The 13,469-nt window shown below is 71.5% G+C and carries 15 protein-coding genes; 10 read left to right on the top strand and 5 right to left on the bottom strand.

Annotation, left to right across the window (positions count from 1 at the left end; all coding sequences use genetic code 11):
* Positions 1-2 precede the first annotated feature (2 nt).
* Together ACFV5H_RS35050 and ACFV5H_RS35045 are read right to left on the bottom strand one after the other, a co-directional pair.
* The gene (locus ACFV5H_RS35050; RefSeq protein ID WP_385198790.1) at positions 3-422 is read right to left on the bottom strand and encodes a PIN domain nuclease; all 420 of its coding nucleotides are present in this window, start codon (positions 420-422) and stop codon (positions 3-5) included.
* Positions 419-628 carry a type II toxin-antitoxin system VapB family antitoxin gene (locus ACFV5H_RS35045; protein ID WP_385057729.1) on the bottom strand — a complete coding sequence of 70 codons (210 nt, stop codon included), beginning with the start codon at positions 626-628 and terminating at the stop codon, positions 419-421. Before ACFV5H_RS35045 ends, ACFV5H_RS35050 begins: the two co-directional genes overlap by 4 nt.
* A gap of 123 nt (positions 629-751) precedes the next feature.
* Between ACFV5H_RS35045 and dxr the strand changes: the two genes are divergently transcribed.
* The 6 genes from dxr to ACFV5H_RS35015 all read left to right on the top strand — a co-directional run bounded on the left by dxr (position 752) and on the right by ACFV5H_RS35015 (position 8,034).
* Entirely contained in the window at positions 752-2,014 is a 1,263-nt protein-coding gene (dxr, locus tag ACFV5H_RS35040) for a 1-deoxy-D-xylulose-5-phosphate reductoisomerase (protein ID WP_385057731.1), read from the top strand.
* 8 nt (positions 2,015-2,022) lie between these two features.
* Positions 2,023-3,315, top strand: a complete 1,293-nt coding sequence (locus tag ACFV5H_RS35035) for a M50 family metallopeptidase (RefSeq protein WP_385057734.1) — start codon at positions 2,023-2,025, stop codon at positions 3,313-3,315.
* Positions 3,316-3,499: 184 nt separating this feature from the next.
* Positions 3,500-4,657, top strand: coding sequence for a flavodoxin-dependent (E)-4-hydroxy-3-methylbut-2-enyl-diphosphate synthase (ispG, locus tag ACFV5H_RS35030; RefSeq protein WP_385198789.1), 1,158 nt, complete (start codon positions 3,500-3,502; stop codon positions 4,655-4,657).
* A gap of 155 nt (positions 4,658-4,812) precedes the next feature.
* On the top strand, positions 4,813-5,661 hold the full coding sequence (locus ACFV5H_RS35025; RefSeq protein ID WP_385056951.1) for a GNAT family N-acetyltransferase: 849 nt from the start codon (positions 4,813-4,815) through the stop codon (positions 5,659-5,661).
* A gap of 27 nt (positions 5,662-5,688) precedes the next feature.
* Positions 5,689-6,255: a GNAT family N-acetyltransferase gene (locus ACFV5H_RS35020; protein WP_385056948.1), complete on the top strand. Its 567-nt coding sequence runs from the start codon at positions 5,689-5,691 to the stop codon at positions 6,253-6,255.
* Between the two features lie 78 nt (positions 6,256-6,333).
* Positions 6,334-8,034, top strand: a complete 1,701-nt coding sequence (locus ACFV5H_RS35015; protein ID WP_385056946.1) for a proline--tRNA ligase — start codon at positions 6,334-6,336, stop codon at positions 8,032-8,034.
* 866 nt (positions 8,035-8,900) lie between these two features.
* Here the strand turns inward: ACFV5H_RS35015 and ACFV5H_RS35010 are convergent.
* The 3 genes from ACFV5H_RS35010 to ACFV5H_RS35000 are packed head-to-tail and all read right to left on the bottom strand — an operon-like array spanning position 8,901 to position 10,867.
* Entirely contained in the window at positions 8,901-9,806 is a 906-nt protein-coding gene (locus ACFV5H_RS35010) for an aminoglycoside phosphotransferase family protein (RefSeq protein ID WP_385056941.1), read from the bottom strand.
* A gap of 45 nt (positions 9,807-9,851) precedes the next feature.
* Positions 9,852-10,331: a ferritin-like domain-containing protein gene (locus ACFV5H_RS35005; protein ID WP_385198787.1), complete on the bottom strand. Its 480-nt coding sequence runs from the start codon at positions 10,329-10,331 to the stop codon at positions 9,852-9,854.
* A complete protein-coding gene (locus ACFV5H_RS35000; protein ID WP_385198785.1) occupies positions 10,328-10,867 on the bottom strand; it encodes a hypothetical protein in 540 nt (179 codons plus the stop codon). Before ACFV5H_RS35000 ends, ACFV5H_RS35005 begins: the two co-directional genes overlap by 4 nt.
* A gap of 207 nt (positions 10,868-11,074) precedes the next feature.
* Between ACFV5H_RS35000 and rimP the strand changes: the two genes are divergently transcribed.
* The 4 genes from rimP to ACFV5H_RS34980 form a co-directional block, all read left to right on the top strand.
* Complete coding sequence (gene rimP / locus ACFV5H_RS34995) at positions 11,075-11,575, top strand: ribosome maturation factor RimP (RefSeq protein ID WP_385056934.1); 501 nt, start codon at positions 11,075-11,077, stop codon at positions 11,573-11,575.
* 2 nt (positions 11,576-11,577) lie between these two features.
* A complete protein-coding gene (gene nusA / locus ACFV5H_RS34990) occupies positions 11,578-12,576 on the top strand; it encodes a transcription termination factor NusA (RefSeq protein ID WP_385198783.1) in 999 nt (332 codons plus the stop codon).
* A gap of 102 nt (positions 12,577-12,678) precedes the next feature.
* Entirely contained in the window at positions 12,679-12,960 is a 282-nt protein-coding gene (locus ACFV5H_RS34985; RefSeq protein ID WP_361749721.1) for a YlxR family protein, read from the top strand.
* 185 nt (positions 12,961-13,145) lie between these two features.
* Positions 13,146-13,469, top strand: a 324-nt coding sequence (locus ACFV5H_RS34980; protein ID WP_385198781.1) for a translation initiation factor IF-2 N-terminal domain-containing protein, incomplete at its 3' end; no start/stop codon positions are given.

Here is a 13,469-nt window from a genome sequence, read left to right as displayed (position 1 = left end):
GGTTACAAACTGCCCGGGGGCGCCAGCCACTGGGTCGGCTGGCCCGTCACCGACGCGATGGTCTCGAAGTCGTTGTCATAGTGCAGCACGGTGAGGCCCTGCAACTCGGCGGTCGCGGCGACCAGCAGATCGACCGCGCCCGCCGAGCGGTGCCGGCTTTTCGCCGTGAGCTCCTTCTGCACGGTCCAGGCGCGTGTCAGTGCCCGGTCGTCGAGCGGGGCCCAGCCGAACAGCTCATCCAGGTCCTCGACCAGTTGCTCGCGCTCCTCGGCGTTTCTGGCGCTGTACAGAAACTCGATCTCGGTGACCGGGCAGCGGGCGATGACGCCCTCCGTCAGTGATCTCTCCCAGCGAGCACGGGCCGGTAGCCGGAGGATTCGCACCAGGGCGCTGTTGTCGATGAGGAAGGTGGCGGCAGTCATCGGCGATAGTTCGCCTTGTCCAAGAGCACGTCGAAGTCGCCCGCGTCGGCGCGTGCGGCCAGGCGGGCCAGCGCGAGGGCGCGCTTCTTGCGTTCGACACTGTCCCTCAGTGCCGCATTCACGGTGTCCTTCTTCGTCTTGGTGCCGAATGCTATGGCCGCCTTCGCGAGCAGTTCCTCGTCGATGTCGATCAGGGTCTTGGCCATGACGGCACCTCCATATATCCAAAGTTGATTACAGTATATCCGCGTGGGCGGGTCCGACGACCTGCCACGTACCAGAACGGCACCCCTGTCCTTCAGGACACGCGGTACGGCCACAATGGGGGGATGACCGACAGCCCAGCCCCCCTCGCCGACCCGCACCTCGTCTACGACCCCGTGGCGGGAGACGGACCGAAGGACGTGGTGATCCTCGGCTCCACCGGGTCGATCGGCACCCAGGCCATCGACCTCGTGCTGCGCAACCCCGACCGCTTCCGGGTCACCGCCCTGTCCGCCAACGGCGGCCGGGTCGCCCTCCTCGCCGAGCAGGCCCACCGGCTGCGGGTGCGTACCGTCGGCGTCGCCCGCGAGGACGTCGTACCGGCGCTGCGCGAGGCGCTGTCCGAGCGGTACGGGGCGGGGGAGCCGCTGCCCGAGATCCTGGCCGGGAAGGACGCGGCCACTCGGCTCGCCGCCTCCGACTGCCACACCGTCCTCAACGGCATCACCGGCTCCATCGGTCTCGCCCCGACCCTCGCCGCCCTGGAGGCGGGCCGCACCCTCGCGCTCGCCAACAAGGAGTCGCTCATCGTCGGCGGCCCGCTGGTCAGGGCCCTCGCCAAGCCCGGTCAGATCATCCCGGTCGACTCCGAGCACGCCGCCCTCTTCCAGGCGCTGGCCGCCGGCACCCGCGCGGACGTCCGCAGGCTCGTCGTCACCGCCTCCGGCGGCCCCTTCCGCGGCCGCACCAAGGAGCAGCTGGCCGACGTCACCGTCGAGGACGCCCTCGCGCACCCCACCTGGGCCATGGGCCCGGTCATCACGATCAACTCCGCGACCCTCGTCAACAAGGGCCTGGAGGTCATCGAGGCGCACCTGCTGTACGACATTCCCTTCGACCGCATTGAGGTCGTCGTGCACCCGCAGTCGTATGTCCACTCGATGGTTGAGTTCACGGACGGATCGACACTGGCCCAGGCGACGCCCCCCGACATGGGCGGGCCGATCGCCATCGGTCTCGGCTGGCCCGAACGGGTCCCCGACGCCGCCCCGGTCTTCGACTGGAGCAAGGCGTCCACCTGGGAGTTCTTCCCCCTCGACAACGAGGCGTTCCCCTCGGTGAACCTCGCCCGGCACGTCGGCGAGCTCGCGGGAACCGCCCCGGCGGTGTTCAATGCCGCGAACGAGGAGTGCGTGGAGGCGTTCCGCGCCGGCACGCTGCCCTTCAACGGGATCATGGAGACCGTCACCCGGGTCGTCGAGGAACACGGCACCCCCACGACGGGAACTTCACTGACCGTGTCGGACGTCCTCGAAGCGGAGACCTGGGCGCGGACGAGGGCCCGGGAACTGACCGACCGGACGGCGAGCGCGGAGGCGCGTGCATGACGACCCTGATGTTCATCCTCGGCATAGTCGTCTTCGCGGCCGGCCTGCTGTTCTCGATCGCGTGGCACGAGCTGGGCCATCTGTCCACGGCCAAGATGTTCGGCATCCGCGTGCCCCAGTACATGGTCGGCTTCGGCCCCACCATCTGGTCGCGCAACAAGGGCGAGACCGAGTACGGCGTCAAGGCGATCCCGTTCGGCGGCTACATCCGCATGATCGGCATGTTCCCGCCCGGCCCCGACGGCAGACTGGAGGCCCGCTCCACCTCGCCGTGGCGCGGCATGATCGAGGACGCCCGCTCCGCCGCCTTCGAGGAGCTCAGGCCCGGCGACGACAAGCGCCTGTTCTACACGCGCAAGCCGTGGAAACGGGTCGTCGTGATGTTCGCGGGCCCGTTCATGAACCTGATCCTCGCGGTGGCGCTGTTCCTCACCGTGCTGATGGGCTTCGGCATCCAGCAGCAGACCACCACCGTCAGCTCGGTCTCGCAGTGCGTGATCTCGCAGACCGAGAACCGGGACGACTGCAAGAAGTCCGACCCCCAGTCCCCGGCCGCCGCCGCCGGGATGAAGGCCGACGACAGGATCGTCGCCTTCGCCGGCGTCAGGACCGACGACTGGGGCACCCTCTCCGACCTCATCCGCGACAGCGCCGGCAAGAGCGTGCCGATCGTCGTCGAACGCGACGGCCGGGAGGTCACCCTCCAGGCGAAGATCGCGACCAACATGGTCGCCAAGAAGGACGGCAACGGCGCCTACGTCGAGGGCGAGTACGTCAAGGCCGGCTTCCTCGGCTTCAGCGCGGCCACCGGAGTCGTCAGACAGGACTTCGGCGACTCCGTGACCTGGATGACCGACCGGGTCGGCGACGCCGTCGACTCCCTCGCCGCCCTGCCGTCCAAGATCCCCGCCCTGTGGGACGCGGCCTTCGGCGACGGCCCCCGCGAACCCGACTCCCCGATGGGCGTCGTCGGCGCGGCCCGGGTCGGCGGCGAGATCGCCACCCTCGACATCCCCGCCTCGCAGCAGCTCGCCATGTTCGTGATGCTGCTCGCCGGCTTCAACCTCTCCCTGTTCCTGTTCAACATGCTCCCGCTGCTCCCGCTCGACGGCGGGCACATCGCGGGCGCCCTGTGGGAGTCGCTGCGCCGCAACCTCGCCAAGGTGCTGCGCCGCCCGGACCCGGGCCCGTTCGACGTGGCGAAACTGATGCCGGTGGCCTATGTGGTGGCAGGGGTCTTCGTCTGCTTCACCATCCTCGTCCTGATCGCGGACGTGGTGAATCCGGTACGGATCTCGTAGCCCCCGGAAGGCGACACCCGATGTTCACGACGGCCTGGGACCCTTTGGTTCCGGGCCGTCGCCCTTTGAGCGGGTTCAGGGGCGGGATGTGCTCGGGCGTTGGCCATTGCCGTAATCTCGGAGCCCGGAGCCCGCTGCTCACGGGGAGCCGGACCTAGATCCACGACTTGGGGTTGCACAGCAGATGACTGCGATTTCTCTCGGCATGCCGTCCGTTCCGACCAAGCTCGCCGAGCGCCGGAAGAGCCGGCAGATCCAGGTCGGATCCGTGGCGGTGGGCGGGGACGCCCCGGTGTCCGTGCAGTCGATGACGACCACGCGCACGTCCGACATCGGCGCCACCCTCCAGCAGATCGCCGAGCTCACCGCCTCCGGCTGCCAGATCGTCCGGGTCGCCTGCCCCACGCAGGACGACGCCGACGCGCTGCCCGTGATCGCGAAGAAGTCGCAGATCCCGGTGATCGCCGACATCCACTTCCAGCCCAAGTACGTCTTCGCGGCCATCGAGGCCGGCTGCGCGGCGGTCCGGGTGAACCCCGGCAACATCAAGCAGTTCGACGACAAGGTCAAGGAGATCGCCAAGGCGGCGAAGGACCACGGCACCCCGATCCGCATCGGCGTCAACGCCGGCTCGCTGGACCGGCGCCTGCTCCAGAAGTACGGCAAGGCGACCCCCGAGGCGCTGGCCGAGTCCGCCCTGTGGGAGGCGTCCCTCTTCGAGGAGCACGACTTCCGCGACATCAAGATCTCCGTCAAGCACAACGACCCGGTCGTCATGGTCGAGGCCTACCGCCAGCTCGCCGCCCAGTGCGACTACCCCCTCCACCTCGGCGTCACCGAGGCCGGGCCCGCCTTCCAGGGCACCATCAAGTCGGCCGTCGCCTTCGGCGCGCTGCTCTCCCAGGGCATCGGCGACACCATCCGGGTGTCGCTGTCCGCGCCGCCGGTCGAGGAGATCAAGGTCGGCATCCAGATCCTGGAGTCGCTGAACCTGCGCCAGCGCGGACTGGAGATCGTCTCCTGCCCCTCCTGCGGACGCGCCCAGGTCGACGTCTACAAGCTCGCCGAGGAGGTCACCGCGGGCCTGGAGGGCATGGAGGTACCGCTGCGCGTCGCCGTCATGGGCTGCGTCGTCAACGGCCCCGGCGAGGCTCGTGAGGCCGACCTCGGCGTCGCCTCCGGCAACGGCAAGGGGCAGATCTTCGTGAAGGGCGAGGTCATCAAGACCGTCCCCGAGTCGAAGATCGTGGAGACGCTGATCGAGGAGGCGATGAAGATCGCCGAGCAGATGGAGAAGGACGGCGTGACGTCGGGCGAACCGCAGATCTCGGTGGCGGGCTGACGGGCCCTCACACGTGCCGGGCGGCGCGATCCGGCCGTCCGGCACGTGAGGACGAGACCTTCTCCGGGCCGAAGCGGGGATCCGGGGGCGGCGGTCCCCAGCTCGCGAAGGTACAGTGCGGAGAAATCAGCAGACCCCAGTGTGAGGCCCCGCACGTGTTGACGCAGACCACATCCCGGGTCCTCGAACCGAGTGACCTGGACGCCGCACTCGCCGTACTCGACCGCGAGCCGGTCGCGAACGCCTTCGTGACGGCCCGCGTCCGGATCGCGGGCCTGGACCCGTGGCGGCTCGGCGGCGAGATGTGGGGCTGGTACGAGGGGGGCGTCCTGACGTCCCTGTGCTACGCCGGCGCCAATCTGGTGCCCATCTGCGCCACCCCCCGGGCCGTCCGGGCCTTCGCCGACCGTGCCCGCCGGGCCGGCCGCCGCTGCTCCTCGATCGTCGGCCCGGCCGAGCCCACCGCCGCGCTCTGGCGGCTGCTCGAACCCCAGTGGGGCCCGGCCCGCGAGGTCCGCACCCACCAGCCCCTCATGGTCACCGACCGCCTGTCCGAGCACATAGCCCCCGACCCCTACGTCCGCCGTGTCCGCAAGGACGAGCTGGAGACGGTCATGCCGGCGTGCGTGGCGATGTTCACCGAGGAGGTCGGCGTCTCCCCGCTGGCCGGCGACGGCGGCCTGCTCTACCAGGCCCGGGTCGCCGAACTCGTCGGCGCCGGCCGCGCCTTCGCCCGCTTCGGCACCGACGGCAAGGTCGTCTTCAAGGCCGAGATCGGCGCCGCGACCGACCGCGCCTGCCAGATCCAGGGCGTATGGGTGGCCCCCGAGCACCGGGGCAGGGGCGTCGCCGCACCCGGCATGGCGGCCGTCCTGCGTTACGCCCTGACGGAGATAGCGCCCGTGGCGAGCCTCTACGTCAACGACTTCAACACCCCCGCCCGCAGGACGTACGAGAAGGTGGGCTTCCAGGAGGTCGGTGCCTTCATGAGCGTGCTGTTCTGACGGGGCACGCCCTGTAGTCTCCCCGGCATGGTGCGCTTTCCCGGTCACGGCCGCCCCCGCCCCGACGACATCGTGATCGGCCCCCTCGACCTCCCCGGCCACGTCGACGAGGCGCTGGCGGTGCAGGCGGTGGCGTTCGGGCTCGGCCCCGACGAGGTGGCCGTACGCCGGCAGATCGTGCTGCGGCACATGACCCTCCCGGGCGCCCGGGCCTTCGGCGCCACCGTCAGGGGCCGCCTGGCCGGCTTCGTCTACGGCATGCCCAACGACCGCGCCCACTGGTGGTCCACCGTCGTCGAGCCCTATCTGCGCGCCCGCGGCCACGACGACTGGCTCGACGACTCCTTCGTCATCACCGAGCTGCACGTCCACCCCCGGCACCAGAAGCACGGCATCGGCCGCGCCCTGATCACCACGATCACCGACGGCGCCGAGCAGCCCCGCTCGATCCTCTCCGCGATCGACATCGAGAGCCCCGCCCGCCGTCTGTACCGCTCGCTCGGCTACCAGGACCTCGCCCGCCAGGTCCTCTTCCCCAGCGCCCCCAAGCCGTACGCCGTCATGGGCGCCCCGCTGCCCCTCCTCCGCCGATAGGGACAATGGATTTCCGCCGTCCCGTCCCGCCCGGCTAACCTCCTGTCATCACCCAGACGCAGCAGGAGTACGGAAACCATGGCGAACGCACCGGTCCAGCGCATGTCCCAGTTGATGGCGAAGACGCTGCGCGACGACCCGGCGGACGCCGAGGTCCTCAGCCACAAGCTTCTCGTCCGGGCCGGCTATGTGCGCCGCACCGCCGCCGGCATCTGGACCTGGCTGCCCCTCGGCAAGAAGGTCCTCGCCAACGTCGAGCGGATCGTCCGCGAGGAGATGGACGCCATCGGCGCCCAGGAGGTGCTGCTCCCCGCGCTGCTGCCGCGTGAGCCCTACGAGGCGACCGGCCGCTGGGACGAGTACGGCCCCGAGCTGTTCCGCCTCCAGGACCGCAAGGGCGGCGACTACCTCCTCGGCCCCACCCACGAGGAGATCTTCACGCTGATGGTGAAGGACCAGGCGTCCTCCTACAAGGACCTGCCGGTGATCCTCTACCAGATCCAGTCCAAGTTCCGCGACGAGGCCCGCCCCCGCGCCGGCATCCTGCGCGGCCGCGAGTTCCTGATGAAGGACTCCTACTCCTTCGACCTGGAGGACGAGGGCCTGGCGAAGTCGTACGCCCTGCACCGCCAGGCGTACCAGAAGATCTACGAGCGCCTGGGCCTGGACTACCGCATCTGCGCGGCCACCGCCGGCGCCATGGGCGGCTCCAAGTCCGAGGAGTTCCTCGCCCCCGCCGAGGCCGGCGAGGACACCTTCGCGGACTGCCCGAACTGCGACTTCGCCGCCAACACCGAGGCGATCGCCTACGAGCTGAAGCCGGTCGACGCCGCCGGTGTCCCGGCCGCCGAGGACATCCCGACGCCCGACACCCCGACCATCGAGACCCTCGCCGCGTCGCTCGGCGTCGAGGCCTCGGCCACGCTGAAGAACCTGCTGGTCAAGGTCGACGGCGAGATCGTCGCCGTGGGCGTCCCCGGTGACCGCGAGGTCGACATGGACAAGGTCGAGGCGCACTTCGCCCCGGCCGCCGTGGAGATGGTCACCGAGGCCGACTTCGTCGCCCGCCCCGACCTGGTGCGCGGCTACGTCGGTCCGCAGGGCCTGGACAAGGTGACGTACATCGCCGACCCGCGCGTCGCGCCCGGCACCGCCTGGATCACGGGCGCCAACAAGGCCGACACGCACGCGAAGAACGTGGTCGCGGGCCGTGACTTCGAGGTCGACGCGTACGTGGACGTCGTGGTGGTGCAGGAGGGCGACCCCTGCCCCAAGTGCGGCACGGGCCTGCGGCTGGACCGCGCCATCGAGATCGGCCACATCTTCCAGCTGGGCCGCAAGTACGCCGACGCCCTCAAGCTCGACGTCCTCGGCCAGAACGGCAAGCCGGTCCGCGTCACCATGGGCTCCTACGGCATCGGCGTCTCCCGCGCGGTGGCGGCCCTCGCCGAGCAGACCGCCGACGACAAGGGCCTGTGCTGGCCCGCCGAGGTCGCCCCGGCCGACGTCCACGTGGTCGCCGCCGGCAAGGCCCTCCAGACCGAGCTGGCCCTCGACGTCTCCGAGAGGCTGTCCGCCGCGGGCGTCCGCGTCCTGGTCGACGACCGCCCCGGCGTCTCCCCGGGCGTGAAGTTCACCGACTCGGAGCTGATCGGCGTCCCGCGGATCCTGGTCGCGGGCCGCCGCGCCGCCGAGGGCGTCGTCGAACTCAAGGACCGCCGCACCGGCGAACGCGAGGAACTCACGGTCGACGAGGCGGTGGCCCGCCTCACGGCGTAACGGCGTCACGGGGCCCGTGCCGGTCGTCCACCGGCAGGGGCCCCGGATCCCGCCCGGCCCGTCTCGCTTCCACGGGTCGGTGAACGACCGGCCGGACACCGGCTCGGCGACGAGCGCGACGGCGGTGAAGGAGTTGACCCGGCCGATCGTGAACACCAGGGTGGCGAGCGCCTTCGGCCCGTAGTGCTCGGCCACCCGCGTGTACAGCGCGTCGGATACCCGCTCGCCGTCCGCGGACGGCTGGAGCCCGGCTTCCACGAGGGCCGGCGCGGCGCGCTCGGCGCCGGTGAGGTGCGGCGAGTCCCACCAGAACGCCACCGAGGCGATCCGCTCCTCCGACCTGCCCGGCCTTGCGCAGGAAGCCCGTGTGCAGGACGGCCGGGCAGGTGCTGCCGGCGATCCGGCCGGCGCGCAGCTGGACCAGGCTGATCGTGGGGCGCGGCACCGACCCGTTGCCGGTGACCTCGAACAGCGCCGCCGACACCTCCGCCGGCTCGGGAACGAGCTCCGCGGGATCCTCGGCCGTCCGCGGAACCAACGAGCTCCGCGGGATCCTCGGCCATCCGCGGAACCATCGGGATCTCCGCCGTGATCGCACGCGTTTCCATCTCCGTCGGACTGCCTCACCTGCTGACACCGGCCTGACGGACCGCGGCGGAAAAGTATGACGGAGCCTCCGGACCGGGAACCGGCCCAGGGGCGCCATCCGGGTCGGGCCGGCTCCGGTGAGCGGTGACTCGCCGCCGAGCCGAGCGGGGTCCGGTGGTGGGGGCACCTCCCGCGCATGGGGGTCCCCGCTAGAGCGGAGCCGAGCGTGGGGAGCGGTGTCGTGGTCCGCGGCCTCGACGAGGTCCGAACGGCACCCCTCAGAGCCAGCTCGCGAACTCCAGGAGCAGTTCCGCGTCCTGTCCACGGCCCACGCGGCGGGCCCGTACGCCCGATTCCACCGCGCGGAACAGGGTCCAGCCGCTCAGACGTTCGCGGTCGACCTCCAGGGACTCCGCGAGCCGCTTCACCCGCCGCCGGGTCGTCGTCGCCCCCGACGCCTGCGCGATGAGGTCCTCCACCCGGTCCCGCACCAGCCGCGCCAGGTCGAACGCGTGCTCACCGACCACCGGATCCGGCCCCACCGCCAGCCACGGCGTCCGCTCCCCGGACAGCACCTTGCTCTGCCGGAACGTCCCGTGCAGCAGCCGGTGCTCGGGCGGCGCCGCCAGCAGCTCCTCGCGGGCCGTCAGCGCCGCCTCCACCAGCGGAGCCACCTCCGGGTCGGCCGCCGCGCTCGCCCGCATCGCCCGCGCCTGCCGCTCCGTGCGCTCGGCCACCGTCTCGAAGCCGTGCCCCTCCGGCGGGTCCACCCAGAGCCGGCGCAGCGTCCCCGCCGCCTCCAGCAACGCCTTCGCCTCCGGCAACGACCGCACCGACACGTCCGGATGCAGCCGCTCCAGCAACAGCACCCCCTCGGCCGCGCCCGAGACCGGCTCCAGCAGCCGGACCGCCCCCAGACCGCCCCAGTGGGCCAGCGCGGCCCGCTCGCTCTCCGGGCGCGCCCGGCGCGGCGCCAGCTTCAGCACGGCGGGCGTCCCGTCGGCCGTCCGCACCAGCACGACCAGGCTGCTGCGCCCGCCCGGCACCTGCACCCGCTCCACGGTCAACTCACGCTGTGCGACGGCCTCGCGCGCCGCCTCCGGCAGCCTCTCCAGCCAGTCGTCGCCCTCGGGCGCCGTCTCACCGAGCGCCCTCACCAGACGCTTCGGCGGTTCGAAAACCATGCGCGAGTCGTTCCCTTCCTGCTGTACGCGGTGCCCGCCGTCCCGTCACGCCGTCGGCGCCGGGGTCCCCGAAGCCGTACCGCCCCGCTCGGCGAGCCCAGGGAAGGCTACGCTCTCGCCGCTCCAGCGCACCGACCGCACCGCCGCCTCCCGCATCGCCTCGGCGGCCCCCCGCCGCTGCTCGCCGCCGCTCGCGCGCACCAGGTCGGCGTACACCCCGGCCACCCTGTCCTCCAGCTCCGCCGCCAGCCGGAGTGCCGCCGCAGCGTCCGGCACCGGGAACGGCAGCGCGTACCCCGCGGCGGCGGCGACGGGCGCGCCCCCCGCGTCCTTCACCGTGCGCACCAGTGCGTCCCTGCGCGCCCGGTGCGCGTCGTACGCCGTCCGTGCCTCGGTGCGCCGGTCCTTGCCGATCCGTCCGCCGACGACCCCGTAGCCGTACACCGCAGCGTGCTCCGCCGCCAGCGCGGCCTGGAGAGCCCGCAGTTCCCGGTCCTTCGCCTCGCGCGACTCGCTCACCCTCATGCCTCCGTCAGCAGATACACATGCGCCGCGCCGGCCGCCGCGACCGAGGCCAGCAGCCGGGCCAGCTCGCCCGGCGCGTCGAGCAGCGCCTTCGCGCGCCGGTCGGCGAGCTCCCGCTCGGCGGCGGCGAGTCCGGCGAGGGCGTCCTTCTCCTTCGCGGGCACGGCGGGCACGGCGGCCGACGCGGAGGCCGAGGGCGAGCCCGTCCCGGACGACGGCGACGGAGACGGCGAGGGCTCCGCCGTCTCCCCGAACGCCTCCGCGTGCCGTACGACCTCCGCGCGCAGCGGACGCAGCCGCTCCGCCAGCTTCGGATGCGCGGCCACGACCGCGTCGTACCGCTCGGCCAGCTCCCTGCTGTCCCGGGCCGCACGCGCGCGTGCCCGGTCGGCGGCCGAGGGACGGCTGCCGCCGGAGGCACCGGAGTCCTCGGACCCGGCGGAGCAGCCCGCCACCAGCAGGGCCGCCGGGGCGACGGCGAGCAGACTCCTTCTGTGCGGCCCCGAACGGGCGCGCGGAGACAGGGGGAACGACACGGCAGACGTCCTCGGAAGCTCGTACGAACGTGGCGACGGAAAAGGGCGGGCCGGGGCCCGTGATCACCGTACCCGTGCGCCCGCGCGGGGGCGCCCAGCGGCACCCTCCGTGACCGGGTGGACAGCAACACCCTCCGCGACCGGATACCCTTTGACCAGACACGCGCACCGTCCCACAACAGCACACGCGGCCGAGGAGTCACCCGGATGAGCACCACCCAGAGCGAGAGGCTCCGAGAACTTCTGGAACCGCTCGTCAGCTCCCAGGGCCTGGATCTCGAAGAGATCGCCGTGGACGCGGTCGGCCGCAAGCGTGTGCTGCGCGTCGTCGTCGACTCCGACACCGGAGCGGACCTCGACCGGATCGCCGATGTGAGCCGCGCGCTCTCGGTGAAGCTCGACGAGACGGACGCGATGGGCAGCGCGGAGTACACCCTCGAGGTCGGTACCCCGGGCGCGGAGCGTCTCCTCACCGAGCACCGGCACTACGCGCGCGCCACCGGCCGCCTGGTGCGGTTCCAGCTCGCCGAGGGCGGCGAACTGGTCGCCAGGATCATCGAGGCCGACGACGAGGGTCTCGACCTCGAGGTGCCCGGAGTGAAGGGCCGCAAGGCCACCGCGCGCAGACTCGCCTTCGACGACATCACCAGGGCGCGCGTCCAGGTCGAGTTCAACCGCAAGGACAACGAGAAGGAAGAGGAGGCGTAATCGTGGACATCGACATGAGTGCACTTCGGCTCTTGGTGAGGGAGAAGGAGATCTCCCTCGGCCTGCTGGTCGAAGCGATCGAATCGGCCCTCCTCATCGCCTACCACCGCACCGAGGGAAGCCGCCGGCACGCGCGCGTGGAGCTCAACCGGGAGACCGGACATGTGACCGTGTGGGCGAAGGAGGACCCCGAGGACCTCGAGGAGGGCCAGGAGGCCCGCGAGTTCGACGACACCCCGTCCGGCTTCGGCCGTATCGCCGCCACCACGGCCAAGCAGGTCATCCTGCAGCGCCTGCGCGACGCCGAGGACGACGCGACGCTCGGCGAGTACGCCGGCCGCGAGGGCGACATCGTCACCGGAGTGGTCCAGCAGGGCCGCGACCCGAAGAACGTGCTGGTCGACATCGGCAAGCTGGAGGCCATCCTGCCGGTGCAGGAGCAGGTGCCCGGCGAGACCTACCCGCACGGCATGCGGCTGCGCAGCTATGTCGTCCGGGTGGCCAAGGGGGTGCGCGGCCCGTCCGTCACCCTGTCGCGCACGCACCCCAACCTGGTGAAGAAGCTCTTCGCCCTGGAGGTGCCGGAGATCGCCGACGGGTCCGTCGAGATCTCCGCGATCGCCCGCGAGGCCGGCCACCGCACCAAGATCGCCGTACGTTCCACCCGCTCGGGCCTGAACGCCAAGGGCGCCTGCATCGGCCCCATGGGCGGCCGGGTGCGCAACGTCATGGGCGAGCTGAACGGCGAGAAGATCGACATCGTCGACTGGTCCGACGACCCGGCCGAGATGGTGGCGAACGCGCTGTCGCCGGCCCGGGTCTCCAAGGTGGAGATCGTCGACATGGCCGCCCGGTCCGCCCGGGTCATCGTGCCGGACTACCAGCTGTCCCTGGCGATCGGCAAGGAGGGGCAGAACGCCCGTCTCGCCGCTCGGCTGACCGGCTGGCGGATCGACATCCGGCCGGACACGGAACAGACCGCGGAACAGACCGAGGAATAGATCCAAGCCGCAGGTCGCTGAGATCACGACAGCTTTGCGCGCGGCAAGTGTTCGATTCTTGCCCCAAAGGGGTGAGGTCGGCGCGGGGAGGTAGACTGAGGAGTGTCTGGCCGGACACGTGCTGGCGTATGCCCCGAGCGCACCTGCGTGGGGTGCCGGGAGCGAGCGGTCAAGAGCGAGCTGCTGCGCATCGTGGTGACCGAGGACGCGTGCGTCCCCGATCCTCGCGGTACGCTGCCCGGCCGGGGTGCGTATGTGCACCCCGTCCCGGTCTGTCTCGACCAGGCGGTGCGCCGCAGGGCGTTCCCACGGGCGCTCCGCGTCCCGGGACCGCTCGACGTAAAGGCGTTGCGCCTCTACGTCGAGCAGGCACAAGGTTGCTGAGCAGCGGCTCTCCGCCGGCTGGCCAGGCAACACGCAAGAACATGCCGCACGGAAGTCCCCGTGCGGTCTGGTACCTCGCGAGTCGAAAGCAGGTCGAGATTGCGATGAGCACTCGATGAGTACGCGATGAGTACGCCCATGAACTAGCGACGGTCCGGACGCAACCCGGACCTCAGAGGAGCGAAGTGGCTAAGGTCCGGGTCTACGAACTCGCCAAGGAGTTCGGTGTGGAGAGCAAGGTCGTCATGGCCAAGCTCCAGGAACTCGGTGAATTCGTCCGTTCGGCGTCTTCGACCATCGAAGCGCCCGTAGTACGCAAGCTGACCGACGCCTTCCAGCAGGGCGGGGGCAACGGCAAGTCCGCCGCGAAGCCCGGCGCGCCCCGCAAGGCGGCCCCCAGGCCCGCCGCGCCGTCCCCGGCGCAGGCGGCCCGTCCGGGTCCGGCTGCCCCGAAGCCGCCGGCAGCGCCCAAGCCCGCCGCGGCCCAGCCGCCGGCGGCTCCGTCGGCC

Origin of the sequence: Streptomyces sp. NPDC059787 (assembly GCF_042732315.1) — a bacterium.
Taxonomy (GTDB): domain Bacteria; phylum Actinomycetota; class Actinomycetes; order Streptomycetales; family Streptomycetaceae; genus Streptomyces; species Streptomyces atrovirens.
This window is presented reverse-complemented; position numbering and strand designations above follow the sequence as displayed.

What these genes read in the sequence shown, in the direction of transcription:
- ACFV5H_RS35050 (WP_385198790.1), bottom strand. Translation starts at nt 422, where the DNA reads ATGACTGCCGCCACCTTCCTCATCGACAACAGCGCCCTGGTGCGAATC.
- ACFV5H_RS35045 (WP_385057729.1), bottom strand. Translation starts at nt 628, where the DNA reads ATGGCCAAGACCCTGATCGACATCGACGAGGAACTGCTCGCGAAGGCG.
- dxr (WP_385057731.1), top strand. Translation starts at nt 752, where the DNA reads ATGACCGACAGCCCAGCCCCCCTCGCCGACCCGCACCTCGTCTACGAC.
- ACFV5H_RS35035 (WP_385057734.1), top strand. Translation starts at nt 2,023, where the DNA reads ATGTTCATCCTCGGCATAGTCGTCTTCGCGGCCGGCCTGCTGTTCTCG.
- ispG (WP_385198789.1), top strand. Translation starts at nt 3,500, where the DNA reads ATGACTGCGATTTCTCTCGGCATGCCGTCCGTTCCGACCAAGCTCGCC.
- ACFV5H_RS35020 (WP_385056948.1), top strand. Translation starts at nt 5,689, where the DNA reads ATGGTGCGCTTTCCCGGTCACGGCCGCCCCCGCCCCGACGACATCGTG.
- ACFV5H_RS35015 (WP_385056946.1), top strand. Translation starts at nt 6,334, where the DNA reads ATGGCGAACGCACCGGTCCAGCGCATGTCCCAGTTGATGGCGAAGACG.
- ACFV5H_RS35010 (WP_385056941.1), bottom strand. Translation starts at nt 9,806, where the DNA reads ATGGTTTTCGAACCGCCGAAGCGTCTGGTGAGGGCGCTCGGTGAGACG.
- ACFV5H_RS35005 (WP_385198787.1), bottom strand. Translation starts at nt 10,331, where the DNA reads ATGAGGGTGAGCGAGTCGCGCGAGGCGAAGGACCGGGAACTGCGGGCT.
- rimP (WP_385056934.1), top strand. Translation starts at nt 11,075, where the DNA reads ATGAGCACCACCCAGAGCGAGAGGCTCCGAGAACTTCTGGAACCGCTC.